The sequence below is a fragment of the Ruegeria sp. BHSB196 genome (assembly GCF_059613135.1).
The window spans coordinates 16,858-39,415 of the sequence record NZ_JBXWRY010000023.1; the positions used below are offsets into that span (position 1 = coordinate 16,858).

Here is a 22,558-nt window from a genome sequence, read left to right on the forward strand (position 1 = left end):
AGAACAATGCTGCGCATCGACGCCCGCACGCTGTTTTCTCCGACGGTTCTGCTGGCCCTTGCCCTGATGGCGATCATCGTCATGATGATCCTGCCCATGCCGGCCTGGGTGCTCGATATCGGCCTGGCCGCATCCTTTGCGCTGGCGATCCTGATCTTCACCCTGACGCTCTTCATCGAGCGGCCGCTCGATTTCTCGTCCTTCCCGACGATCCTGTTGGCCTCGCTGATGCTGAGGCTTTCGCTCAACGTCTCTTCGACCAAGCTGATCATCGGGCAGGGACATACCGGGCCAAACGCGGCCGGTGACGTGATCCAGGGCTTTGCCCAGTTCATCATGAGCGGCAGCATCTTTCTGGGCCTCGTGGTCTTCGGTGTGCTGTTGATCGTGAACTTCATGGTCATCACCAAGGGCGCCGCCCGCATGGCAGAGGTGGGCGCGCGGTTCGCTCTGGACGGAATGCCCGGCAAGCAGTTGGCCATCGACAGCGACATGTCGGCGGGGGCCATCGATCACCAGCAGGCCAAGGAGCGGCGCGAGCGTGAACAGCAGGAGACAACGTTCTTCGGTTCCCTCGACGGGGCATCGAAATTCGTCAAGGGCGACGCGATCGCGGGCTTGCTGATCACCCTTCTCAACCTGGTGATGGGCCTGATCATGGGGGTTGCGGTCCACGGGATGCCGCTCGCAGCTGCGTTCGAGACCTATGCCATCCTGACCGTCGGCGACGGGCTGGTGTCGCAGATCCCTGCGGTGATCATCTCGATTGCGTCGGCCCTGCTTCTGGCCCGCGGCGGCACCCAGGGCGCCACGGACAACGCACTGTTTTCGCAACTCGGGCGTCACCCTTCGGCGCTTGCGACGGTGGCCGTTCTGATGGTGCTGTTTGCTCTGGTGCCCGGGCTGCCGTTCCTGCCTTTCATACTGGGTGCGGGGGCGCTCGGTTTTGCGGCCTATTCCATTCGCCAACGGCGAAAGGCGGAAACCCTGACGGCCGAACAGGCCGCGGAAGACCACGCGCCCGCCGCGCAGTCCATCGGCGACGTTCTCGATCTCGATGACGTTCATCTGGAATTTGCGCCGGATCTGGTTGGCATGGTTCTGGATCCGGGAACCGGTCTGGATGCACGGATCGCCAACATGCGCACGCATGTCGCCTCGGTTTACGGTCTGATCCTGCCCGAGATCCGGCTCACCGATCAGAACGAGTTGCCGACCGGCACCTATGTCATCCGCGTGCATGGCGTCGAACAGGCGCGCGGAGAGCTCAACCCCGATCTGGTGCTGGCGCTTGTGCAGGACCAGTCGATGCACTTGCCCGACGGCAAGGATGTGACCGAACCCGTATACGGTGCCCCCGCACGTTGGATTCTGCCAAAGGATCGCGAGACGGCCGCGCTGTCCGGCGCCACCATCGTGACCCCGCCGGAGATTCTGGCTACCCACCTTCTGGAGATCATCAAACAGAATTTCTCGCGGCTCCTGACCTTGAAATCCCTGCGCAGGCTGCTGTCGGAAATGACCCGGTTGAGCGATCCGGTTCGTGCCGAGGCCAACCGCAAGCTGCTGGACGAACTGATCCCCGAAAAGGTTCCGATTGACACGCTGCACGCGGTATTGCGCCTGTTGCTGGATGAGCGGGTATCGATCCGGAACATGCCCTTGATCCTTGAAAGCATCGCCGAGGCACGTCTGACGACGACCCAGCCAGAAGCGATTTGCGAACAGGTGCGCCAGCGCTTGGGATTCCAGTTGGTCGCGGACATGAAACGCGAGGACGGAACGATACCGTTGGTCCAACTTGCCCCGGAATGGGAGGACACGTTCGCCACCTACCAGACCGACGCAAACAGCGGAGGGCTCGACGTTGCTCTCCCGCCCGAGCTTTTCAAGAAGCTTGCGGAAGGCGTTGCCGAAAGAATGGCGACCTTGGCGGAACAGGGGCTGTACCCCGCGTTGGTGACATCGAGCCAGCGACGCAGGTTTCTGCGGATGATCACGCATGCGCGCGGTGTGTCCAACCCGGTATTGTCCTTCGAAGAAATAGGGCTGAACGCGCGGCCGTCACTGGTCGGGATGGTGGCGGCATGATCGCAATTCCGCCGGGGCTGTTGGGGGAAGCGGGCGGGGCGCTTTGGGCGGCTTTCCTGGTCTTCTTACGCGTCACAGCGGTAGTTTCGATGATGCCGGCCTTTGGCGAGCGCACGATCCCGGCGCGTGTCAAGTTGGCCGTCGCGATGGCCTTCACGCTGATCGTCGTTCCGGCTGTCGCCGAAACGCCCCCGCCGGCCGGCTCCATCGCGTTCGCAGCATTGATCCTCACCGAGATTCTGACCGGCCTGGCGATGGGCATCGGGTTGCGGTTGTTGGTGTTGGCGCTGCAGACCGCCGGTTCCATTGCGGCTCAGGCGACTTCCCTCTCGCAGATTCTCGGAGTGGTTGCGGCCGAGCCCGTACCTGCGATGGGGTATTTTCTGGTAATCGCGGGGTTGGCGCTGGCGACAATCCTCGGGCTGCATGTGCGTGCGGCAGAGTTCCTGATCGGTACCTACAGCTTGCTTCCGATCGGGTCGTTGCCGGCGGCCCCGGACCTGTCCGAATGGGGTGTGCGGCAGGTGTCTCGGACTTTTGCGCTGGCCTTCGCACTGGCCGCGCCCTTCGTGATCGCGTCCCTGATCTACAACCTGGCGCTGGGTGTGATCAACCGCGCGATGCCGCAACTGATGGTGGCTTTCGTCGGTGCGCCGGCGCTCACCTTCGGCGGGCTTTTTCTTCTGTTTCTCAGCGCGTCGCTAATCGTCACCGTCTGGTCCGATGCGCTTCTTGGATTTCTGTCAAACCCGCTTGGGGAAGACCGGTGAGCCAGCCTGACGACGATACCGAAAAGTCCTTTGATCCGACTCCGCAAAAGCTGCAGAAAGCGCGCGAGAAAGGCGAGGTTCCGAAATCCACGGATCTTTCGGTGGTGGCTAGCTATGTCGGTTTGCTGCTGGCGGCACTGGTGTTCGGCCAGGTGGCGCTGGAACGGCTTGGAACGCTTTTTGTCGGGCTGATCGAGCAATCCTGGCGCTTGTCGGCATCGCCCTTGCGCGCCGCCGGGTCAACCCCGCTTTCGGGTCTGGTCGGTCAGGTTGGGCTTGCGGTGATGTTGCTGTTTTTCCTTCCGGCGGCGGCCGTGTTGCTCAGCATCCTGGCTCAGCGGGCCTTCGTGGTCACGCCGTCCAAGCTGCAACCAAAGTTGTCCCGGATCTCCATTCTCTCCAATGCGCGCAACAAGTTCGGCCGCAACGGTCTTTTCGAGTTCGCCAAAAGTTTCGTCAAGCTGCTGCTGTATTCGATCTGCCTGACGGTTTTCCTGCGTGCCAACCAGGGCGACATCATCATGGCAAGCGCCGCCCCGGCGCGGCAGTCGATCGCGTTGATGATGGAGTTGCTGACGCGGTTCCTGTTCCTGGCGGTTCTCGTCGCCTTGGCAATCGGTGCGATCGACTACTTGTGGCAGCATGCCGAGCACATCCGCAAGAACCGCATGTCGCGCAAGGAAATCCAGGACGAAATGAAAGAAGCCGAGGGCGACCCGCACATGAAGCAACAGCGCCGTCAGCGCGGCCAGGACATCGCGATGAACCGGATGCTGGCGGACGTACCCACGGCGGATGTCGTCATCGTCAACCCGACGCACTTTGCCGTTGCACTAAAATGGTCGCGCGCACCCGGGTCCGCGCCGGTATGCGTCGCGAAGGGAGTCGATGAAATGGCGGCAACCATCCGTGCCGCGGCGCAGGGTGCGGGTGTTCCGATACACTCCGACCCTCCCACCGCGCGGGCCCTGCACGCTTCGGTCGAGATCGGACAAGAGATCGCCGAGGCGCATTATCGCCCGGTCGCGGCAGCGATCCGGTTTGCCGAGGCCATGCGCAAGAAAGCCAAGGGAAGAAGCTGGTGACGCTGCCCAAACTCAAGGAGATTCACGCGTTGAGCGAGGCCCTGTACCTGGCCGAGCAGAAGAAGATCCGCCCGCTTCTGGATGCCGAGGCCCGCCTTTTGCGGCAGCTTGCTCAGCTTGACGCGCACAACGCAGATGCCAGGGTGCAATCGGCGAAACTCGACGAATACCGAATCGCCGGTGCGGATATTGCTTGGTATGCTTGGGAATCGCGAACCCGCCGCTCGCTGAACACGGAGCTGGCACGTCTGCGCGCGCAGAGGTTGCATGCGACCGATCAGTTGCGCCGCGCGTTCGGGCGTCGCGAGGCGGTCGCGGAGCTGTACGGCAAACAGCGATCCGAAACGGTGAACAAGCGCCGTTCGGCCGAGCTTGAACGTCTGAACCAACTCACGGCGATAATGACCCGTATGGATTGAATTCCGATTGTCGGGATGGTTCGACCGGTGTCGCTCAGGTGTCCTGACGGGCAATGTTCATGATCAGAACGCCGGAAACGTCGTCCCCGAAGTCGCGCCGGGCAACCTCCAACAAGGCGTCCTTCAGGATCGACAGATTGGCGGACTGGGTAAACGTGCCGTCGAACCCTCCCATGTTGGCATGGTCGAATAGCACCTGCAGGAACGCGTCGCGCAGCTTGGGTTCCAGCGCATAAAACCTTTCACCGATGCCGGGTTTGGTCTCGAGCCCGAGCGACAACGTCACCAGGGCCGAAATCCTGTCGCGCTCAACCACCGGCACCACGAACTGTTTGGAGAGTTTGAGATACTCGGTACCCGCGGATCTGTCCTCAGGCAAATTGCCTGCTTTTTTTGGCGTGTCCGGCTCGGTGCCATTCTTGCTCCTGCCCGTCCCGGAGTCGACGGGTTCCGGGCCGGCTTGCTCTGCCGATACAGGGTTTTTCGGTGTCGGAGCCAGGACCAGACCGGCCCCGACCCCTGCGCCGAGGCCGATCACCAGGCCGATCAGGGGCAGAAGTTTGCGCATCATCGTTTCACCTCAGAACGGAAGCACGGCGTCCAGGATCTGCTGCCCATAGCGGGGCTGTTGCACGTCGGTGATCTGGCCGCGCCCGCCATATGAGACCCGGGCCGAAGCGATCTTGTCATACGTGATCTCGTTCTGGCGCGAGATGTCTTCAGGCCGGACAAAGCCCGAGACCAGCAATTCCCGCATCTCGAAGTTCACGCGCAGTTCCTGCGAACCCGAAATCGACAGAACGCCGTTGGGCAACACATCGACCACCGTGGCGGCGACCCTCAGGGTCAGCTTCTCCTTGCGCTTCACCGAACCCTTGCCCTTGGTCGCGCTGCTGGAGTCGATCGAAACGGCCTCGTCGAGCGATGCGCCAGTCGGCAGCCTGTCCGCCGCTCTCTGCGGCAACCCAAACAGATGCGGAACGCCGAGGCTTTCCGAACCGGTGCGCGACCGTGCCGTGTCATTCGATATCTCGGCCTTTTCGTCGAGTTCGATTACGACCGTCAGGATGTCGCCCTTTTTCATGGCGCGCTGGTCGCCCAGCAACGAGCTTTGCCCGCCGCTCCACAGAGAGGACCGATCCACCTGACGCTGCGGTTGGCTGTGGGTCGGCAATCCGGGCCACAGCATGGCGACGTGTTCATCGGAATCGGTGTTCGGCGTGAAACTTGGCGGTTTTCCCAGGTGATCCAGCCGCCCGCATCCGGCGGCCGAGAGGACAAGCATTAGGGACAGCGTCTTCAGTCGTTTCATTCATCTTACCTCGATGCTGCCGTCAGAACGGATCAGTCCGTTGACGGTGGTTCGCGACGACAGGTTCATGACCCGGACGGTCTCGCCCGCGGCTCCGCGTCCCAGCGCGCGGCCCTCGGTAGTGATAGAAAGTGGGCCCCGGTCAAACACCAGCGTGACCAGGTCGTTCCGGTTCACGATCGCCGGCGGCCCGACATCCGAAGGACGAATGGGCCGGCCGGGATAGAGCGCGACGAGGGCCTCCAGCCCGACGACATCCTCCGGATTCGCGAAGGCTCCGGTGGTGATGTCGGGCGTCGTCGTCACGTCGCCGAATGCGATGATCTCCTTGGCGCGGATCGTGCGCGCCGGTACAACCGTGTCGGCCAGCGCGGTTGCTGCAAACAAGAGCGCCGAGAGCGTGCAAAGCAGTCGCATCACCGCACCTGAGTCGTTGCGGCCATCATCTGATCGACGGCGGAAATCACCTTGGCGTTCATTTCATACCCGCGTTGTGCCTCGATCAATTCCGTGACTTCGCGCACGGCATCGACCGAACTGTCTTCGAGATAGCCTTGCCGCAGGGTTCCCAGACCATCCTCACCCGGAGTTCCGATCGTCGGCGGGCCCGAGGCTTCGGTTTCCCTGAACAGGTTGCCGCCAATGGCCTCGAGCCCCTTTGCATTCGTGAAGCTGGCCAGGGTCAATTCGCCCAACAGCTGCGCCTCGGCGGAATCGTCGAAATAGGCATAGACCTGACCTGACGCGTTGATCGAGATCGAGCGGGCGTCGTTCGGGATCGTGATCTCAGGTGAAACGGCCAACCCGTCGGATGTGACGATCAGACCTTCCGCCGACCGCTTGAGACTGCCGTCGCGTGTGTAGGCGGGTTGTCCGCTGGGCAGGGTCACTTCAAGAAAGCCCCGGCCTTCGATGGCCAGGTCCAGATCGCTTCCGGTTTCCGACAGGGTTCCCTGGGCAAGTTCGACAGTGATCGCCGATGGACGGACCCCGAGGCCCAGCTGGATGCCCGTCGGCAGAACCGTTCCGTCCGCCGCGTTCACGGTGCCGGCGCGGGCGACCTGTTGATAGTGAAGATCGGCAAACTCGGCCCGCCGGGCGTTGTAGCCGGTCGTGTTCATGTTGGCGAGGTTGTTCGAGATCGTTTCAACCCTCAATTGCTGGGCGGTCATGCCGGTCGCGGCAATTTGCAAGGCGCGCATCGGGAACTCCTTTCGGTGGTTTAGCGCATCAGAGCCTTGATCGTGCCACGGACGCGTTGGTCCTCGGCCTCGAGAAAGCTCTGGCCCAGTTCGTAGGCGCGCTGGATTTCGACAAGACGGCTCACCTGCTCGATGGCGTTGACGTTTGAACCCTCCAGGAAGCCGTGCAGGACGACGGGGTTGTCGACCGGATCGACATCGCCGGCGACACGGAACGTCACGCCTCCCTCGCGGATGAGATCCATGGGGTTCGCCGGTCGATACACGCCGATCTGTCCAAGAAGCTGACCCTGAACGCTCAGGGTGCCGTCTGCTCCGGCGTCAACCTTGGCTGCGTCCGGCGGTATGAAGATCGGTGAGCCGTTGATGTCCAGAACCCGATGGCCGTCCATGGACACCAGATCGCCATTCGCGTCCGGGGCGAAGCTGCCGGCGCGGGTCAGGCGAATGCCGGACGGGGTTTCAAGCAGGAAAAAGCCATCGCCTTCAATCGCGAAGTCAAAGGCTCCGCCGGTCTTTTCCAGCACACCTTGCCGCAGCGCGGTATCGCGAACCTGGGCCCGGGCCATCGAGACAGAAGGCCCGTCGCCGCCGGCTTGTATGAACTCGGAAAAGACCACCCCTTGCTGCCGGTATCCGGTGGTGTTGGCATTCGCGATGTTGTTTGCGACGATGCGGACCTCGTTCAGCAGGCCGGACTGGCGGGACAGGGCGATGTAGGACGATTGCATCACGGGCCTCCGACGATCAATGAAACGAGCGTGGTCTGAAAGAAAGTGACCAGCGTCTGGGTCATGAACCCCATCGAGATCCAGAACACGGCGACGATCGCCAGGAGCTTGGGCACAAAGGTCAGCGTCATCTCCTGGATGGACGTCAGCGCCTGGAACAGGCCGATCACCAGCCCGGTCGCCAGCGCAACGGTCAGGATCGGGACCGAAGTAACGACCGCGATCCAGAGGGCCTGGCGGACGACATCAAAGAACTGTCCTTGGCTCAGCATCGGTCAGACCGGCATCCGCAGGATTTCCTGATAGGCTTCGACCACCTTGTTGCGCACGGTGACGGCGGTTTCGACCGCCAGTTCGGTCTGGGCCAGGGCCTGAACCAACGTGTGCGGGTCAGCCTGACCGACCATCGCCGATCGCGAAACCCGCTCGCTTTTTTGGAGGGTTGCGGCAAAGTCGCGGACTGCGCCGCGCAATTTCTGGGTCGTTCCATCGAGGTTGGGTTCAGCCTGCGTGGCAGGGCGGGCCGAGGCATAGTTCTGCGCCGCCTGGAGGGTGCGGATATCCATTCCGTTCGTCCTTCTACTTGCGGAGGAGGTCCATCAGGCTCGCCGACATCTGGCGGGTCTGTTCGAACATCTTGAGATTTGCTTCATAGCTGCGTTGGGCTTCGCGGGCGTCGGCGATCTCGACCATGAGATCCACGTTCGAGCCGCGATAGTGGCCGGTCGCATCGGCCAGAGGATGCCCCGGATCGTAGATCCTGGCAGGCTCGCGTCGATCCAGTCGGACTCGACCGGCGCGCACCAGGTCGCCGTCGGCCGAACCGACCGTTTCAAATGGAACGGTCTTGCGGCGATAGCCGGGCGTGTCCGCATTGGAAATGTTTTCGGACACGTGACGGAGGCGCGTCGCTTGCGCACGCAGCGCGCTGGCGGATGCGGCAAGGGATTTCGAGAATTCGCTCATCCTGCGCCCCTTCAGACCTTGCCGAGGCTGGCGCGCAGCACGTTGAGCGAGGATCGGTAGATTGCCACGGCGCGATCATGCTGCCGTTTGACTTCGACCGCCCGCAGCATCTCTTCCTCGATCGAAACGCCGTTGCCGTTTGGATCCGTAGGGGTGCGCAGCGTGTATTCAGCCCAACCGTTTCGTTCGGTATGCGCTGCGTTCAAATGGGTCTCGCGCGTGGCCTTCATGCTCGCCGACGCATCGGAGACCTGCACCGCATCGGCAAAACGCTCGATGTCGCGGGGACGGTATCCGGGCGTGTCGGCATTCGCCATGTTGCGCGCGACGATTGCCTGCCGCTGTCCAGCGTGGGTTGCCATGGCGTGCGCCAGTTTGAAGACATTCAAGTCCGAGAACATCGGGGCTTCTCCCTCGATCGATTTCAATCTTGGCTTAACCCCGATTCCTTTAGAAACGGTTTCGGAACACAATGGGAACAACAGCGATGCTTGCACCGGACCCAAGGCAGCTGACCGCGGAACTCGAAACGCTTTCCTGCGCGCGCCATGTCGGCCGCGTGACCTGTGTGACGGGCGGCGTGATCGACGTGGACGGCCTGTCGCATGTCGCGCGCATCGGGGACAGGCTGACGCTTCAGCGGTCCGCCGGACCATCCTTGCCCGGCGAAGTCCTGTATGTCGGGAACGAGGCGGTCCACATGCTGGCAGACGCCGCACCTGAAGGCGTGAGTCTCGGCGATCGGGTGGCGCTGGTTCCCATGCCCCAGTTTGCGCCGGGCAGACATTGGTTGGGCCGAGTCGTCGATCCCTATGGAAGACCCTTGGATGGAAAACCCTTGTTGAGGGGCGTCGCCGCACGGGATCTGCTGAAATCCCCTCCCCGCGCGGTGGAGCGCAAGCCGTTCGGGGAACGCATGGCCACGGGGCTTGCGGTTCTCAACACCCTGCTGCCGATCGTGCGCGGGCAAAGAGTGGGCCTGTTCGCCGGATCGGGCGTGGGCAAGTCGAGCCTGCTGGCCACCCTCGCCCGCTCGATGCAGGCCGATGCCGTGGTCGTCGCGCTGATCGGAGAGCGGGGGCGCGAAGTCAATGCCTTCGTCGAGAAGGCTCTCGGGACCGAGAGCATGGCTCGTTCGGTCGTGGTCGCGGCCACGTCGGACGAGTCGGCCCTGGTTCGCAGGCGGTGTGCATGGGCGGCCATGTCGGTGGCCGAGCATCTGCGCGATGAGGGGCTCAATGTTCTGTTGCTGGCCGATTCGGTGACCCGCTTCGCCGAAGCTCATCGGGAAATCGCCACCGCGATGGGCGAATCGCCGTCGCTCCGCGGCTTTCCGCCATCGGTCGCGTCGCTGATCGCCGGTCTGTGTGAACGGGCCGGGCCGGGAACGCAGCATCAGGGCGACATAACCGCGGTGTTCAGCGTTCTGGTTGCAGGGTCCGACATGGACGAGCCCGTTGCCGACATCCTGCGCGGCATCCTCGACGGGCATATCGTGCTGAGTCGGGACATTGCCGAACGCGGCCGGTTCCCGGCCATCGACGTGGCGCGCTCGGTGTCGCGGAGCCTTCCGGATGCGGCCAGCGCCGAGGAGAACGAAATGATCCGCGAAGCGCGCAGGCTGATCGGCAGCTACCAAAGGTCCGAAGTCATGATCAAGGCCGGCCTTTATGCGGAAGGCAGCGATCCGGAGCTGGACCAGGCCATCCGCGCACATGCCGAGCTGGAGACGTTCTTTGCGCGGGCAGATCCGGACGGTGTCGAGGCAAGCTTCGAGCGCCTGGCGCTTCTGCTGCGTCGCGCACGAGTTGGGGCGAAGACCTGAAGCCCTGTGACACCATCGCGAAAACGCGACAACTTTAACTGTTAGACAACAATTAACCGCTGCCCTGATATCCCTGACATGGGTGAAAAAAGGTGGTGGAGATGGGTGCGCAAACCAATGCGGCGCCAATCATCATCAAGAAGAAGCGCGGCCGAGCGGGCGAAAGCCATCATGGCGGCGCGTGGAAAGTCGCGTATGCCGATTTCGTCACGGCCATGATGGCCTTCTTCATGTTGATGTGGCTGTTGAACGCGACGACCGAAAAACAACGCAAGGGTCTTGCGGATTACTTTTCGCCGAGCATTCCGGTCAATCCCGTTTCCGGCGGGGGCGACGGCGCGTTCGGAGGAGACAGCATGTTCTCCGAGAAAACCCTGGTCATGGACGGGTCCGGGGCGACCCGGCGAAACCCGTCGGATGCCAAACGGGCGCGGGGATCGACCGGGGTCAACAGCGAAGGGCAGGATCGTCGCACGACCGAGGATTTTTCGACGCTCGAGGCGCTGCTTCTGGGCCGGACCGGCGAAAGCCTGGTATCCAAGAAGGATCTGGAACACATCGTGACACGTGTCACCGACGAAGGGCTCGTGGTGGAGCTCTTTGCGACCGATGATACCCCATTGTTCGAATCGGGCACGGACCGGCCCACACGGCTGATGTCCGACCTTGTGCGCGCCGTGGCTCGGGCGTCAGACCTTGTGACAAACGGCATTGCCGTCGGAGGCCACATCCGCGCCTATCCGCTGGTGTTGGCCGAAAACCCGATTTGGGAGAAGTCGTCTGCCCGAGCCGTGGAAACCCGAAAGATGCTTGAGCGATTCGGAGTGGATCCCGCACGCATCCAGCGCGTCACCGGCCATGCCGACCGCGAACTTGCCCACGACAACCCCATGTCCAACCGCAACAACCGGGTCGAGATCATCTTTCTCAGGCATCAGGAGGCGGGATAGCGCGGTATTTGACCGTTAGCCCGCTGTTAAGGCGACGTGCGTTAGGTGTTGCGTCAACGATCATTTGATGCAGCAGAAAGGCGCCAGGATGACCATTTCATCTTCGCTGAATGCCGGTGTCGCGGCGCTCAAGGCAAACGCCAACAGGTTGGCGACCATTTCAGACAACATCGCAAACGCCTCGACCTTTGGGTACAAACGTGTCGAGACCGATTTCCATTCCATGGTCACGTCCAGTTCCGGCGGGGCCTACTCGGCAGGAGGCGTCCGCACCACCAGCCAGCGGCTGATCGACCAGCGCGGTTCCCTGGTGACGACGACGAATTCCACGGATCTTGCGGTGCGCGGTCGTGGGATGCTGCCGGTCATGCCGAGTTCGCAGATCGCCTCGGGCGCGAACGAGTTGCTGTTGGCGACGACCGGATCGTTCCGCACCAACGATCAGGGCTATCTGGTCACGGAATCGGGGTTGGTGCTGCTGGGATGGCCTGCATTGCCCGATGGGTCGATACCGAACATGCCGCGCGATACTCCGGTCGGGCTGGAGCCTGTCCAGCTCAGCGTCAACCAGCTCTCCGGATCGCCCACGACGCAGATGACGCTGCGCATGAATCTGCCTGCGACGGCGACAGAGGCCGGCGCGAACGGCGACACCCAGCCACTGTCCGTCGAGTACTTTGACAATCTAGGCAAGTCCGAGAACGTCCAGATCGAGCTGGTGCCCACGGTGCCGGCCACGGGTGTCAGCAACGAGTGGACGATGATCCTCCGTGACACGGCCTCGGGTGGCGCAGTGATCGGCGAATATACGATGACGTTCAACGACAGCCGAACCACGGGCGGCACATTGGCCAGCGTAACGGCGGTGTCGGGTGGGGCTTACGATCCGGCCACGGGCAGCGTCGTGGTCAATGTGGCCGGCGGCCCGATGGAGGTCAACATCGGCCGGCTGGGCGATTCCAACGGCATCACCCAGCTGTCCGACACGTTCGCACCGGTATCGATAACCCGGGACGGATCGGCGGTCGGAACGATGACCAGCGTGGAGGTCGACGAAAGAGGTTTCGTCTATGCGCTCTACGATACCGGCGTCAGCCGTCGCATGTTCCAGATCCCGCTGGTGGATGTTCCGAACCCGAATGGCCTGTCCGCGCTAGACAGTCAGACCTATGCGCCGTCACGGGAAAGCGGCACCTACTTTCTCTGGGATGCCGGAGACGGCCCGACCGGTGATCTCATTTCCTTCGCCCGAGAGGAATCGACGACCGACGTGGCCAACGAACTCACGGCAATGATCCAGACGCAGCGCGCCTACTCTTCAAGCGCAAAGGTGATCCAGACCGTGGACGAGATGTTGCAGGAAACGACCAATATCAAACGTTGATCCTACCGCCGCGGCAAGGAGTTGACCCATGAGCATTTCCACGGCCTTTCAAAACGCACTCAGCGGTTTGTCGGCGGCTGGCCGCGGCGCGGTTGTCGTATCCGACAACATCGCGAATGCGTTGACGCCCGGCTACGCCCGACGAAGCCTGGAACTCGCGTCCGGCCGGGTTTCAGGCAATGGTGTTCAGGTTGTCGGCATCGTCCGACATGCCGATCCGGCGCTGACGGCCAGTCGGCGCAACGCCGAAGCCGGTCATGCCCATGAAGCGGTCAAGGCGGCTTTCTTTGGAAAGCTCGAAACACTCGTCGGAACCGCCAATGACCCAGGCTCGATCACAAGCCATCTGTCTCGGGTCGAGAGCAGTTTGATCGCAGCGGCGAGCGCCCCGGAGTCCGTGACCCGGCTGGATCAGGTGGCGACCGACGCGCGCGCTCTGGCGTCGGCCATCCGGACCGCCGCCGAAGGGCTTCGCGACATGCGATCGGACGCAGATCGCGCCATCGGTCGGGAGGTTGCCCGGCTGAACACCGTGCTGAAGGAAATCGAAACCCTCAACGCGCGAATCCCGGCCGTCAAAAACTCGGGCGGCGACATAGCGGCACTGCTCGACCAGCGCCAATCACTGATCGATACCGCAAACGGAATCGTGCCACTGAAGGCGGTGGCGCGCGAGAACGATCAGGTTTCGCTTTATTCCGCCGGTGGGCTGATCCTGCTGGAAGGGCGCGCAGCCGAGTTTTCCTTCGATACGACCGGCGAGACGATGCCGCACATGAGCGTCCAGAACGGATTGTTGTCGGGTTTGCAGATCAACGGCTCTCCGGTCAGAACATCGGGTTCGAACTCCGCGATTCGCGGAGGCAGCCTGGCGGCGCAGTTCGAGGTTCGCGACGACCTGACCGTGGAGGCGCAAAAGGATCTCGACGCACTGGCCCGCGACCTCGTCGAACGCTTTCAAGACCCAGCTGTGGACGCAACTGCGGGCGCGACCGATCCGGGGCTTTTCACCGATGGCGGAGCCCGCTTCGATCCCGCCTTTGAAACCGGTCTGGCCGGCCGGGTGGCGCTGAATGCGATCGTCGATCCTGACGGCGGAGGAGACAGCTGGAGATTGCGCGCGGGTCTGGGTGCCGCAACCCCGGGTGATCCAGGCGATGCGCGGCAATTGCACGCCTTCGGCGCCGCATTGACCGCCCCCCGGTCGATGCCCTCGGCGCGCTTCGGTACCGGGCAGATGACCGCAGCCGACATTGGCGAGGTTCTCTTGTCCAGAACTGGCCAGAACGCCCAGAACGCCGTCGGCCGATTGACACATGCAGCGGCGTCCCGAACCGAGATGCAGCGGATCGAGAAGGCGCAAGGTGTCGATACCGATGCCGAGCTTCAGCAAATGATGCGGATCGAACAGTCCTATGCGGCCAACGCGCGCATGATGCAGGTGCTGGACGACTTGATGGAAACGCTTCTGAGGATCTAAGCGATGGCCCTGACTTCAATCGGTGATCTTGCGCGGGGAATGATGCTTCGGACCCGCAGCGCCGAGATCAAGACCCAGATCGAAACGCTTTCCTACGAATTGTCCTCCGGACAAGTGAAGGATGTCGCCACGAGACTGCGCGGCGACTATTCCCAGATTTCCGGGATCGACCGCGGGCTGGAACGCTTGAGCGGGTTTGATGTCGCGACCGCGGAAACCGGCCTTTTCGCGGATGCAATGCAGAGGAGTCTGTCCCTTCTTGGTGACAGCGTATCGGACCTGTCACAGGAACTTTTGTCCTTCGGGTCTTCAAACCAGACCGTGACCTACGAGCAGGCCAGCGTCACTGCCCGCAACGAACTCGAAACCGCGATCTCGGCGCTCAACACCCGCGTTGGCGGGCGCAGCCTGTTTGCCGGGACAGCCACCGACCGGACGCCCCTCGACTCGGCCGAAACCCTGTTGACCGCGTTGCGCGCCGAGTTGAACGGGTTGACGACCTCAGCGGACTGGCGTCAAGCCGCCACCGACTGGTTCGACGACCCGGCGGGGTTTCGATCGGTCATGTATCGCGGCGCAGATACCGAACTGGCGCCAATGCAGATTTCCGAGGCCGATCGCTTGAGCCTTACGGCCAAGGCTGATGATCCGGCGTTTCGAGATGCGATGCGCGACATGGCCTTGGCGGCGCTGGCCTCAGATCCGACACTGGGTCTGGCGGCGGATCAGAAAACGGCTCTGTTTCGGGAACTGGGAGTGCAACTGGCGAACACTCAAGATGACCTGACCAATCTGCGGGCCGGTATCGGCGCGGTGCAGGCCCGAGTGGACGCGGCGGCGACACGGAATTCCGCGGCGCAAACCAGCCTTGAATATGCCAAGGGCGAACTGATCGGTGCGGACCCTTACGATACGGCGGCGCGGCTTCAGGCGGCGCAGTTCCAACTTGAAAGCCTCTATTCGGTCACGGTGCGCAATGCGAACCTGTCGCTGGTGAAGTTCCTGAGATGAGGTTTCTGCTTGTTCTGCTTGCCCTCGCGATTGCGGGGATCGCCGAAGCCGGTCCGATCCGGATCAAGGATCTGGTCGAATTCGATGGCGTTCGGGGCAACGACCTTGTCGGGTACGGTCTGGTCGTTGGACTCAACGGTACCGGTGACGGTCTGCGAAACGCCCCGTTCACCGAAGAGATCATGTCGAACATTCTGGAACGCCTGGGCGTCAACGTCACAGGTGAGCAGTTTCGACCCAAGAACGTCGCGGCCGTCTTTGTGACCGCGAGCCTTCCTCCCTTTGCCAGGGTTGGAAGCCAGATTGACGTCACGGTCTCGGCAATCGGCGATTCCAAGAGCCTGCTGGGCGGAACCCTCATCATGACACCGCTCAATGCCGCTGATGGTCAGATCTATGCGGTCGCGCAAGGCACCGTGTTGGCCGGCGGCGCGGCGGCCGAGGGGGAGGCGGCTTCGGTCGTCCGCGGCGTCCCGACCTCCGGCGTGATTCCTTCCGGCGCGCGGGTCGAGCGCGAGATCGAATTCGTGCTGAACGACCTCGACCAGTTGCGTCTTGCCCTGAGAGACCCGGACTTCACAACGGCTGCCAGGATCGAGGCGGCCATCAACCGCACCTTCAACCGCCGGGTCGCGGTGATGCGCGATTCAGGGACGATCCAGCTGGACATACCCTCAACCCGGGCCATCTCGACGGCCCATGCGATCGAGCAGATCGAGAACATTCTGGTTGAACCTGAACGAAAGGCGCGCGTGGTCGTGGACCAACGCTCGGGCACGATCGTGATGGGGGACGATGTACGGATTTCGCGTGTCGCGGTGTCTCAGGGAAACCTGACGCTGAGGGTCGAAGAGTCACCGATCGCGGTGCAACCCAATCCCTTTGCGCAGGGACAAACCGTCGTCGTGCCCCGAACCACCGCGGGCCTCGAAGAAGAGGACGGCACCCGACTGGCCGAGGTTCCGGAAAGCACCTCTCTGTCCGACGTGGTTGCCGGCTTGAACGCACTCGGTGTTTCCCCACGGGACATGATCGACATTCTGAAAACCATCAAGGCGGCAGGAGCGTTGCACGCCGAGTTTCTGGTGCGATAGCGCGAACCTCGAGAGCCGGCGCCCGGCCGGTCGCGCACATGTCCTGCAGGGACAGGCCAGCTTCGATCCAGACCGGAGCGGCAAGCGCAGGGCCTCAGTCTGAGAGCGACACCCAAAGCACGCGGGCATCCTCCTCGCTCGTGGAAACGCACCCATGCCCCATGCCGCTGTCATAATAGACGGAATCTCCGGCTTTCATGCTCAACGGCCGGTAATGTTCCGTGTACAGCGTGACTTCGCCGCTGATCACATACATGAACTCCTCGCCGCGATGACGTACCCAATTGTCGAACTCGGACACGTCTCGTGCCTTGATGGTGCTGATGTAAGGCAGCATCCGCTTGCTGGTCAGCTCGTTGCACAGCAACTCGTGATCGTAGGTTCGCGTAACCTGGTGCTCCCCTTCACCGGATCGGGTGAAATCTCGTCTGCCCGAAATGTCGCTTTGGGCGGACTGTACGAACAGTTGCGGAGTTTCAAGGTCCAGCGTCTGCATGAGGCGGCGGATGATCTCGAAACTCGGTCGAGTCTGGTTGTTCTCAATTTTCGAAAGCGTCGAGCGCCCGATCGAGGCGGCCTTGGCCGCCTCTTCCAGCGTCAGACCTTTCTCCCGCCGGGCGTCCCGAATCATCTTCCCCAGGACTTCGCCATCCGGTGCTTCGACGGTTTCGGGCGCCAGCCCCGAGTCTTCTGTTTGGACGGGTTCCATGAGCATTGGTTCTCCACACGCTCGGGAATCTTAGAATAGCTGCCCAAACTCGTCAAAGTTTCGAAATCAAAACACGGATTGATAATAGGAGAAAAGTTTCCTATAGGAGTCGCAATGGCGCAATGAGAAAATTTTTTGTCATGCGCGACGGGTTTCGGGAGGGATTCCGGTGAGCGACTATGATCTGATCGTCATTGGCGGTGGGCCTGGCGGCTATGTCGCCGCGATCCGGGCCGCGCAATTGGGCATGAAGGTCGCGTGTGTCGAAGGCCGAAGTGCTCTGGGCGGCACATGCCTGAATGTGGGCTGCATCCCTTCCAAAGCGTTGCTGACCTCCTCGGCCAAATATGCCGAACTCCCCCAACTCTCCTCCCATGGCATTTCGGTCGAGGGGGCCAGCATTGATCTGCCCGCCATGATGCGGCGCAAGGACAAGATCGTCGAAGACCTGACAAAGGGCATCGCCTTTCTGTTCAAGAAGAACGGTATCGATCGGATCGAAGGCTGGGCCTCGATCCCCGCGCCGGGACAGGTCCAGGTTGGCGACGAGCTGTACGCAGCAAAAAGCATCGTGATTGCCACGGGATCCGAACCGACGCCGTTGCCCGGGGTCGAGATTGACGAAACCGACATTCTCAGTTCGACCGGCGCTCTGGCTCTGGAAGCGGTTCCCGATCACCTGGTCGTGGTCGGCGCGGGCGTGATCGGGCTGGAACTGGGCCAGGTTTGGGCCAGATTGGGCGCCAAGGTCACGGTCGTCGAGTATCTGGATCGCGTGCTGCCCGGATGTGACGCCGAGATTGCCAAGCTGGCGCAGCGGGCGCTCACGAAACGCGGCCTGAAGCTCCAGTTGGGGCGCGCATTGAAAGCGGTGCAAAAGACCGAATCCGGGTTGAGCTTGAAGATCGACAGGGTCGGCAAGGAATCTCAAGAGGTCATCGAGGCCGACAAGGTTCTGGTCGCCATCGGGCGCAGGCCCGTGACCCGCGGCTTGGGGCTGGAGGCACTGGGCATCGCGGTCGATGCGCGGGGTTTCATCAAGGTGGATGGCGCGTTCCAAACCTCGGTCCCCGGCATCTACGCGATCGGCGACTGCGTTCCAGGGCCGATGCTGGCACACAAGGCGGAAGAAGACGGGATGGCCTGCGTCGAAATGCTGGCCGGTCTGACGGCCCACGTGGACTACGACACCGTGCCGGGCGTCGTCTATACCGACCCCGAGGTCGCGTCAGTCGGCCGGACCGAGGACGCGCTGAAGGAAGCGGGTGTCGCGTACCGGGTCGGCAAGTTCGCCTTCATGGCGAATTCCCGCGCTCGTTCGAAGGGCGAAACCGAAGGTGCGGTCAAGATTCTGGCCGGGCCGGATGGTGCGATCCTGGGTGCGCATATCTGCGGCGCCCACGGTGGCGACTTGATTGCCGAGCTGGTCCTGGCCATGACAAAGGGCGCGACGGTGGCCGAAGTCGCCGCGACCTGCCACGCGCATCCGGCCATGGGCGAGGCGATCAAGGAGGCCTGCCTTGACGCGATGGGCCGGGCCATCCACGCGTGATCGAGGGCAGCCAGATGACGATCCAGCTCCGCCCCCGGCATCCTGAAAAGGCAAATAAAGCCGATAATGCGGTCCCGCGAAAGCCGAAATGGATTCGCCGAAAAAAGATCGAAAGCCCGGAATACTTCGAAACCCGCCGCCTGATGCGAGCGCATGATCTGGCAACGGTTTGCGAAGAGGCGGCATGCCCGAACATCGGCGAATGCTGGTCCAAACGCCACGCGACCATGATGATCATGGGCGAGGTTTGTACCCGAGGATGCGCGTTCTGCAACGTGGCGACCGGCCGGCCTGACGCATTGGATGTCTTCGAGCCTGGCCGCGTGGCTGCCGCCGTCCAAAAACTCGGCTTGCGCCATGTCGTGATCACGTCCGTGGATCGCGACGATCTGGAGGATGGCGGTGCCGGACATATCGCGCAGACCATCCGCGCCGTGCGCAACCGAAATCCCGGTACGACCATAGAGGTTCTGACGCCGGATTTCCTGGGCAAGGGCGATGCGGCCACTGTCGTGTTCGATGCCGCTCCCGATGTGTTCAACCACAATCTCGAAACCGTCCCGCATCTTTATCCCAAGGTTCGGCCCGGCGCACGTTACTACGCCTCGCTGCGGTTGCTGGATGACGCCAAACGCGCAAACCCCGGAATTTTCACGAAATCCGGCCTCATGGTTGGTATGGGCGAAACACTGGACGATGTGCGTCAGGTGATGGATGACCTGCGCGCAGCCGAAGTCGATTTTCTGACCGTGGGTCAATATCTGCAACCCACGCCAAAACACCACCCGATCGATCGATTCTGGTCGCCTGAAGAATTCGAGCGGCTTGAACGGATCGCCCGATCCAAGGGGTTCTTGCACGTTTCGGCAACTCCGATGACCCGGTCGTCGTTCCACGCAGACGAAGATTTCGCCGCCCTCAAGCAGGCCCGCGCACGGGCATTGGCCTGCAGGGCAAAAAAGTGACGCAAATGGGAGGGAAACCATGGAAGCGTTAAACTCAATCGTAGGGGCCATCAATGGCGTCGTGTGGGGGCCGCTGATGCTCGTCCTCATTCTGGGCGTCGGCTTCTTCCTGCAGGTCGGGCTGAAATTCATGCCGATCCTGCGCATCGGCACCGGCTTCAGCCTGCTGTTCAAGGGTCGCGAGGGACAGGGCGCGGGGCAGATCAGCCCCTTCAATGCACTGATGACCTCGCTGTCGGCGACCATCGGGACCGGCAACATCGCCGGCGTGGCCACCGCTGTCTTCCTGGGCGGTCCGGGCGCCTTGTTCTGGATGTGGATGACCGCCCTGGTGGGCATGGCCACCAAATACGCCGAAGCCGTCTGTGCGGTGAAATACCGCGAGCAGGACGAGCTGGGCAATTTCGTCGGCGGACCGATGTATTACATCAAGAACGGGTTGTCCAAGAACTGGCACTGGCTGGGCTGGGCGTTCGCGTTGTTCGGCGCCGTCGCGGCATTCGGAATCGGGAATGGCGTTCAGGCCAACGGCGTGGCGCAGGTTTTGGACTCGAACTTCGGCGTCAACACCTCGGTCACGGGTGTCGTTCTGATGGTCCTTACCGCTGGCGTCATTCTCGGTGGCATCACCCGCATCGGCGCCGTCGCCGGCAAGCTCGTCCCGTTCATGGCAATCGCCTATGTCGTTGCTGGTCTTTTGGTCTTGCTGATCAATATCGGCAACATCGGTTACGCGCTGTCGCTGGTCTTTACCCACGCATTCACGCCTTCAGCGGCCGAAGGCGGGTTCGCCGGTGCAGCGGTATGGGCGGCAATCCGGTTCGGGGTGGCCCGTGGCGTGTTCTCGAACGAGGCAGGTCTGGGCTCAGCGCCGATCGCGCACGCGGCGGCCGAAACCAAAGGCCCGGTCAATCAGGGTCTGATCGCGATGCTGGGCACCTTCATCGACACCATCATCGTCTGCTCGATCACCGGTCTGGCCATCATTTCCTCCGGTGCCTGGACATCCGGCGAGTCCGGAGCGGCGCTGACGCGCCTGGCGTTTGAAACCACGCTGCCGGGTATCGGTGGACACCTGATTGCGATCGCGCTCTCGATCTTTGCCTTCACCACCATCCTGGGCTGGTCGTTCTACGGCGAGAAATGCGTTGAATTCCTGCTGGGCGTCAAATCCTTGATCCCCTACCGCGTCTTGTGGATCGTGATGATCTATTTCGGCGCCACCGCGGATCTGGGCTTCATCTGGCTGCTGGCGGATACGCTCAACGCCATGATGGCGATCCCGAACCTGATCGCGCTGGCCCTGCTGAGCCCGATCGTCTTCAAGCTGACGAAGGAGTTCTTCGCCTCCGGCGGTCAGTCTGAAGAACCAGGCGGCACACCGGCCGAATAGATACTGACGGGGGGCCAGATCCGGCCCCCCGCCTCCTGAAACAGAAACCGACATCTCGAGGAGATGACTGATGGCCACCAAGATCCTGCTTCCCATCGATCACACCGATGACCGCTCGTGGAAAAAGGCGCTGCCTGTCGCGTTGGAACAGGCCAAGTTCTACGGTGCCGAACTGCATGCTGTTTCGGTCATTCCAGAGATCATCAAATTGCCCAACCTGCCCGCCAACTATGGGGACGGGGCCAAGGAACACGTTCGCAAAGCCGTCCAGGGCGTTCTCGACAAAGGCGGTGCGGTCGACGTGCCGGTTCACATTGAAGAGGGCAGCGTCTATCGTGAGATCCTGAAGCTGGCGCACAAGGAAGGTTTCGACATGATCGTCATGGCCTCGGCGCAGGGCGACTTCCCCAACTACGAAATCGGTCCCAACCTCGCGCGTGTCGTGCGCAACGCACACTGCACGGTCATGGTCATCCGCGACTGACCCGAACTCCAGACAACGAAAGGCACCCGTCATGACAGATGCGCCCAAACGCACCCCCCTGTACGACCTGCACGTGGAACTCGGTGGAAAGATGGTCGATTTCGCGGGCTGGGAAATGCCGGTCCAATATCCCATGGGCATCATGGGCGAACACAAACAGTGTCGCGAAAAGGCCGCTCTGTTCGACGTAAGCCACATGGGTCAAGTGATCCTGAAGGGCGAAAACGTGGGCGAAAAGCTGGAAACGCTGTGCCCGCAAGCCTATGCCACGCTGAAAGAGGGCAAGGCCCGCTATGGGTTTTTCACAAATGAAAGCGGCGGCATCATGGATGACCTGATCGTGTCGAACGCCGGCGATCACTATTTCGTCGTGGTCAACGCCGCGCTGCGTCATCAGGACGTTCCGCATATGAAGTCCAATCTGGACGGCGTGGAGGTGATCGAACTCTTCGACCGCGCGCTTGTGGCGGTGCAAGGCCCAAAGGCCGAGGACGTGGTGGGCGAGTTGTGTCCCGCCGCGCGGGAGCTGAAGTTCATGGAAACCACCATGGCCGAGATCGACGGCGTCGAGTGCCGGGTCTCACGCCTGGGTTACACTGGCGAAGACGGCTATGAAATCTCGATCCCCGACGACAAGGCCATCGAAATCGCCCGCGCCTTCCTCGCCCACGCGGATTGCGAGCCGGCCGGGCTCGGCGCGCGGGACAGCCTGCGGCTGGAGGCCGGCCTGTGCCTCTACGGCAACGACATAGACCAGACGACATCGCCGATCGAAGCGTCGCTGGGCTGGGCGATTCAGAAGCGCCGCAAGGAAGAAGGCGGCTTTCCGGGTGCCGAGCGTATCCAGAAGGAACTGGCCGAAGGCGCTCCGCGCAAGCTGGTCGGCATCAAGCCGGAAGGGCGCGCACCTGCGCGGCAAGGCATTGAAATTCAGTGCATCGAAGGTAACACCATCGGCCAAATCACTTCGGGCGGGTTTGGCCCGACGGTCGGCGGTCCGATCGCCATGGGCTATGTCTCGGCCGGTCATGGCGAGCCGGGGGAGAAAGTGAACCTCATCATTCGCGGCAAGGCGCAACCGGCCAACATCGTTGCGCTCCCCTTTGTCGCCCAGAACTACAAGCGTTGAAGTCAG

General features: G+C 62.2%; 25 protein-coding genes. 15 read left to right on the top strand and 10 right to left on the bottom strand.

Annotated elements, in window-relative coordinates:
- Positions 1 to 6: 6 nt before the first annotated feature.
- The 4 genes from flhA to AC2FNJ_RS12550 are packed head-to-tail and all read left to right on the top strand — an operon-like array spanning position 7 to position 4,365.
- A complete protein-coding gene (flhA, locus tag AC2FNJ_RS12535) occupies positions 7 to 2,091 on the top strand; it encodes a flagellar biosynthesis protein FlhA (protein ID WP_496764611.1) in 2,085 nt (694 codons plus the stop codon).
- Positions 2,088 to 2,861 carry a flagellar biosynthetic protein FliR gene (locus tag AC2FNJ_RS12540; protein ID WP_496764612.1) on the top strand — a complete coding sequence of 258 codons (774 nt, stop codon included), beginning with the start codon at positions 2,088 to 2,090 and terminating at the stop codon, positions 2,859 to 2,861. The genes flhA and AC2FNJ_RS12540 overlap by 4 nt, the downstream gene beginning before the upstream one ends.
- Positions 2,858 to 3,946 (top strand): flagellar type III secretion system protein FlhB, encoded by a 1,089-nt coding sequence (gene flhB, locus AC2FNJ_RS12545; protein ID WP_496764614.1) that lies wholly within the window; start codon positions 2,858 to 2,860, stop codon positions 3,944 to 3,946. The genes AC2FNJ_RS12540 and flhB overlap by 4 nt, the downstream gene beginning before the upstream one ends.
- Complete coding sequence (locus tag AC2FNJ_RS12550; RefSeq protein ID WP_496764616.1) at positions 3,943 to 4,365, top strand: hypothetical protein; 423 nt, start codon at positions 3,943 to 3,945, stop codon at positions 4,363 to 4,365. The genes flhB and AC2FNJ_RS12550 overlap by 4 nt, the downstream gene beginning before the upstream one ends.
- Before the next feature lie 34 nt (positions 4,366 to 4,399).
- On the opposite strand, the gene AC2FNJ_RS12555 is transcribed toward AC2FNJ_RS12550, so the two are convergent.
- From AC2FNJ_RS12555 to AC2FNJ_RS12595, 9 genes are read right to left on the bottom strand one after another with little or no spacing between them, the layout of a single operon-like run.
- On the bottom strand, positions 4,400 to 4,936 hold the full coding sequence (locus AC2FNJ_RS12555) for a flagellar basal body-associated protein FliL (protein WP_496764618.1): 537 nt from the start codon (positions 4,934 to 4,936) through the stop codon (positions 4,400 to 4,402).
- Positions 4,937 to 4,945: 9 nt separating this feature from the next.
- Positions 4,946 to 5,677, bottom strand: coding sequence for a flagellar basal body L-ring protein FlgH (flgH, locus tag AC2FNJ_RS12560; protein WP_496764620.1), 732 nt, complete (start codon positions 5,675 to 5,677; stop codon positions 4,946 to 4,948).
- The gene (flgA, locus tag AC2FNJ_RS12565) at positions 5,678 to 6,094 is read right to left on the bottom strand and encodes a flagellar basal body P-ring formation chaperone FlgA (RefSeq protein ID WP_496764621.1); all 417 of its coding nucleotides are present in this window, start codon (positions 6,092 to 6,094) and stop codon (positions 5,678 to 5,680) included. It lies immediately after the preceding gene.
- Positions 6,094 to 6,879 (bottom strand): flagellar basal-body rod protein FlgG, encoded by a 786-nt coding sequence (gene flgG, locus AC2FNJ_RS12570; RefSeq protein ID WP_496764623.1) that lies wholly within the window; start codon positions 6,877 to 6,879, stop codon positions 6,094 to 6,096. Before flgG ends, flgA begins: the two co-directional genes overlap by 1 nt.
- 20 nt (positions 6,880 to 6,899) lie before the next feature.
- Complete coding sequence (locus AC2FNJ_RS12575; protein WP_496764625.1) at positions 6,900 to 7,610, bottom strand: flagellar hook-basal body complex protein; 711 nt, start codon at positions 7,608 to 7,610, stop codon at positions 6,900 to 6,902.
- Complete coding sequence (locus tag AC2FNJ_RS12580) at positions 7,610 to 7,882, bottom strand: flagellar biosynthetic protein FliQ (RefSeq protein WP_496764627.1); 273 nt, start codon at positions 7,880 to 7,882, stop codon at positions 7,610 to 7,612. Before AC2FNJ_RS12580 ends, AC2FNJ_RS12575 begins: the two co-directional genes overlap by 1 nt.
- A gap of 3 nt (positions 7,883 to 7,885) precedes the next feature.
- The gene (gene fliE, locus AC2FNJ_RS12585) at positions 7,886 to 8,176 is read right to left on the bottom strand and encodes a flagellar hook-basal body complex protein FliE (RefSeq protein WP_496764629.1); all 291 of its coding nucleotides are present in this window, start codon (positions 8,174 to 8,176) and stop codon (positions 7,886 to 7,888) included.
- 13 nt (positions 8,177 to 8,189) lie between these two features.
- Positions 8,190 to 8,576 carry a flagellar basal body rod protein FlgC gene (gene flgC / locus AC2FNJ_RS12590; RefSeq protein WP_496764630.1) on the bottom strand — a complete coding sequence of 129 codons (387 nt, stop codon included), beginning with the start codon at positions 8,574 to 8,576 and terminating at the stop codon, positions 8,190 to 8,192.
- A gap of 11 nt (positions 8,577 to 8,587) precedes the next feature.
- Positions 8,588 to 8,977, bottom strand: coding sequence for a FlgB family protein (locus AC2FNJ_RS12595; protein WP_496764632.1), 390 nt, complete (start codon positions 8,975 to 8,977; stop codon positions 8,588 to 8,590).
- Positions 8,978 to 9,063: 86 nt separating this feature from the next.
- Between AC2FNJ_RS12595 and AC2FNJ_RS12600 the strand changes: the two genes are divergently transcribed.
- From AC2FNJ_RS12600 to AC2FNJ_RS12625, 6 genes are all read left to right on the top strand, one after another.
- Positions 9,064 to 10,401: a FliI/YscN family ATPase gene (locus AC2FNJ_RS12600; RefSeq protein ID WP_496764634.1), complete on the top strand. Its 1,338-nt coding sequence runs from the start codon at positions 9,064 to 9,066 to the stop codon at positions 10,399 to 10,401.
- 101 nt (positions 10,402 to 10,502) lie between these two features.
- A complete protein-coding gene (locus AC2FNJ_RS12605; RefSeq protein WP_496764636.1) occupies positions 10,503 to 11,351 on the top strand; it encodes a flagellar motor protein MotB in 849 nt (282 codons plus the stop codon).
- 88 nt (positions 11,352 to 11,439) lie between these two features.
- Positions 11,440 to 12,735 (top strand): flagellar hook protein FlgE, encoded by a 1,296-nt coding sequence (locus tag AC2FNJ_RS12610; protein ID WP_496764638.1) that lies wholly within the window; start codon positions 11,440 to 11,442, stop codon positions 12,733 to 12,735.
- A gap of 28 nt (positions 12,736 to 12,763) precedes the next feature.
- Positions 12,764 to 14,215, top strand: coding sequence for a flagellar hook-associated protein FlgK (flgK, locus tag AC2FNJ_RS12615; protein ID WP_496764640.1), 1,452 nt, complete (start codon positions 12,764 to 12,766; stop codon positions 14,213 to 14,215).
- A gap of 3 nt (positions 14,216 to 14,218) precedes the next feature.
- Positions 14,219 to 15,226 carry a flagellin gene (locus tag AC2FNJ_RS12620; RefSeq protein WP_496764642.1) on the top strand — a complete coding sequence of 336 codons (1,008 nt, stop codon included), beginning with the start codon at positions 14,219 to 14,221 and terminating at the stop codon, positions 15,224 to 15,226.
- Positions 15,223 to 16,320: a flagellar basal body P-ring protein FlgI gene (locus AC2FNJ_RS12625; RefSeq protein WP_496764644.1), complete on the top strand. Its 1,098-nt coding sequence runs from the start codon at positions 15,223 to 15,225 to the stop codon at positions 16,318 to 16,320. Before AC2FNJ_RS12620 ends, AC2FNJ_RS12625 begins: the two co-directional genes overlap by 4 nt.
- A 94-nt stretch (positions 16,321 to 16,414) precedes the next feature.
- Here the strand turns inward: AC2FNJ_RS12625 and AC2FNJ_RS12630 are convergent, their stop codons facing one another.
- Positions 16,415 to 17,029: a helix-turn-helix domain-containing protein gene (locus AC2FNJ_RS12630; protein ID WP_496764703.1), complete on the bottom strand. Its 615-nt coding sequence runs from the start codon at positions 17,027 to 17,029 to the stop codon at positions 16,415 to 16,417.
- 169 nt (positions 17,030 to 17,198) lie between these two features.
- Between AC2FNJ_RS12630 and lpdA the strand changes: the two genes are divergently transcribed.
- The 5 genes from lpdA (at position 17,199) to gcvT (ending at position 22,552) form a co-directional block, all read left to right on the top strand.
- Positions 17,199 to 18,581, top strand: a complete 1,383-nt coding sequence (gene lpdA, locus AC2FNJ_RS12635) for a dihydrolipoyl dehydrogenase (RefSeq protein WP_496764645.1) — start codon at positions 17,199 to 17,201, stop codon at positions 18,579 to 18,581.
- Positions 18,582 to 18,595: 14 nt separating this feature from the next.
- Positions 18,596 to 19,546, top strand: a complete 951-nt coding sequence (lipA, locus tag AC2FNJ_RS12640; protein ID WP_496764646.1) for a lipoyl synthase — start codon at positions 18,596 to 18,598, stop codon at positions 19,544 to 19,546.
- A 19-nt stretch (positions 19,547 to 19,565) separates the two neighbouring features.
- The gene (locus tag AC2FNJ_RS12645) at positions 19,566 to 20,939 is read left to right on the top strand and encodes an alanine/glycine:cation symporter family protein (protein ID WP_496764648.1); all 1,374 of its coding nucleotides are present in this window, start codon (positions 19,566 to 19,568) and stop codon (positions 20,937 to 20,939) included.
- 70 nt (positions 20,940 to 21,009) lie between these two features.
- A complete protein-coding gene (locus tag AC2FNJ_RS12650) occupies positions 21,010 to 21,423 on the top strand; it encodes a universal stress protein (RefSeq protein ID WP_496764650.1) in 414 nt (137 codons plus the stop codon).
- Between the two features lie 31 nt (positions 21,424 to 21,454).
- Positions 21,455 to 22,552: a glycine cleavage system aminomethyltransferase GcvT gene (gene gcvT, locus AC2FNJ_RS12655; RefSeq protein ID WP_496764651.1), complete on the top strand. Its 1,098-nt coding sequence runs from the start codon at positions 21,455 to 21,457 to the stop codon at positions 22,550 to 22,552.
- Positions 22,553 to 22,558 lie beyond the last annotated feature (6 nt).

Excerpts from the sequence above, each read along its gene's own strand:
- flhA (WP_496764611.1), top strand. The coding sequence starts at position 7 with ATGCTGCGCATCGACGCCCGCACGCTGTTTTCTCCGACGGTTCTGCTG.
- AC2FNJ_RS12540 (WP_496764612.1), top strand. The coding sequence starts at position 2,088 with ATGATCGCAATTCCGCCGGGGCTGTTGGGGGAAGCGGGCGGGGCGCTT.
- AC2FNJ_RS12555 (WP_496764618.1), bottom strand. The coding sequence starts at position 4,936 with ATGATGCGCAAACTTCTGCCCCTGATCGGCCTGGTGATCGGCCTCGGC.
- flgH (WP_496764620.1), bottom strand. The coding sequence starts at position 5,677 with ATGAAACGACTGAAGACGCTGTCCCTAATGCTTGTCCTCTCGGCCGCC.
- flgA (WP_496764621.1), bottom strand. The coding sequence starts at position 6,094 with ATGCGACTGCTTTGCACGCTCTCGGCGCTCTTGTTTGCAGCAACCGCG.
- flgG (WP_496764623.1), bottom strand. The coding sequence starts at position 6,879 with ATGCGCGCCTTGCAAATTGCCGCGACCGGCATGACCGCCCAGCAATTG.
- AC2FNJ_RS12575 (WP_496764625.1), bottom strand. The coding sequence starts at position 7,610 with ATGCAATCGTCCTACATCGCCCTGTCCCGCCAGTCCGGCCTGCTGAAC.
- AC2FNJ_RS12580 (WP_496764627.1), bottom strand. The coding sequence starts at position 7,882 with ATGCTGAGCCAAGGACAGTTCTTTGATGTCGTCCGCCAGGCCCTCTGG.
- fliE (WP_496764629.1), bottom strand. The coding sequence starts at position 8,176 with ATGGATATCCGCACCCTCCAGGCGGCGCAGAACTATGCCTCGGCCCGC.
- flgC (WP_496764630.1), bottom strand. The coding sequence starts at position 8,576 with ATGAGCGAATTCTCGAAATCCCTTGCCGCATCCGCCAGCGCGCTGCGT.
- AC2FNJ_RS12595 (WP_496764632.1), bottom strand. The coding sequence starts at position 8,977 with ATGTTCTCGGACTTGAATGTCTTCAAACTGGCGCACGCCATGGCAACC.
- AC2FNJ_RS12600 (WP_496764634.1), top strand. The coding sequence starts at position 9,064 with ATGCTTGCACCGGACCCAAGGCAGCTGACCGCGGAACTCGAAACGCTT.
- AC2FNJ_RS12605 (WP_496764636.1), top strand. The coding sequence starts at position 10,503 with ATGGGTGCGCAAACCAATGCGGCGCCAATCATCATCAAGAAGAAGCGC.
- AC2FNJ_RS12610 (WP_496764638.1), top strand. The coding sequence starts at position 11,440 with ATGACCATTTCATCTTCGCTGAATGCCGGTGTCGCGGCGCTCAAGGCA.
- flgK (WP_496764640.1), top strand. The coding sequence starts at position 12,764 with ATGAGCATTTCCACGGCCTTTCAAAACGCACTCAGCGGTTTGTCGGCG.
- AC2FNJ_RS12620 (WP_496764642.1), top strand. The coding sequence starts at position 14,219 with ATGGCCCTGACTTCAATCGGTGATCTTGCGCGGGGAATGATGCTTCGG.
- AC2FNJ_RS12625 (WP_496764644.1), top strand. The coding sequence starts at position 15,223 with ATGAGGTTTCTGCTTGTTCTGCTTGCCCTCGCGATTGCGGGGATCGCC.
- AC2FNJ_RS12630 (WP_496764703.1), bottom strand. The coding sequence starts at position 17,029 with ATGGAACCCGTCCAAACAGAAGACTCGGGGCTGGCGCCCGAAACCGTC.
- lipA (WP_496764646.1), top strand. The coding sequence starts at position 18,596 with ATGACGATCCAGCTCCGCCCCCGGCATCCTGAAAAGGCAAATAAAGCC.
- AC2FNJ_RS12645 (WP_496764648.1), top strand. The coding sequence starts at position 19,566 with ATGGAAGCGTTAAACTCAATCGTAGGGGCCATCAATGGCGTCGTGTGG.
- AC2FNJ_RS12650 (WP_496764650.1), top strand. The coding sequence starts at position 21,010 with ATGGCCACCAAGATCCTGCTTCCCATCGATCACACCGATGACCGCTCG.
- gcvT (WP_496764651.1), top strand. The coding sequence starts at position 21,455 with ATGACAGATGCGCCCAAACGCACCCCCCTGTACGACCTGCACGTGGAA.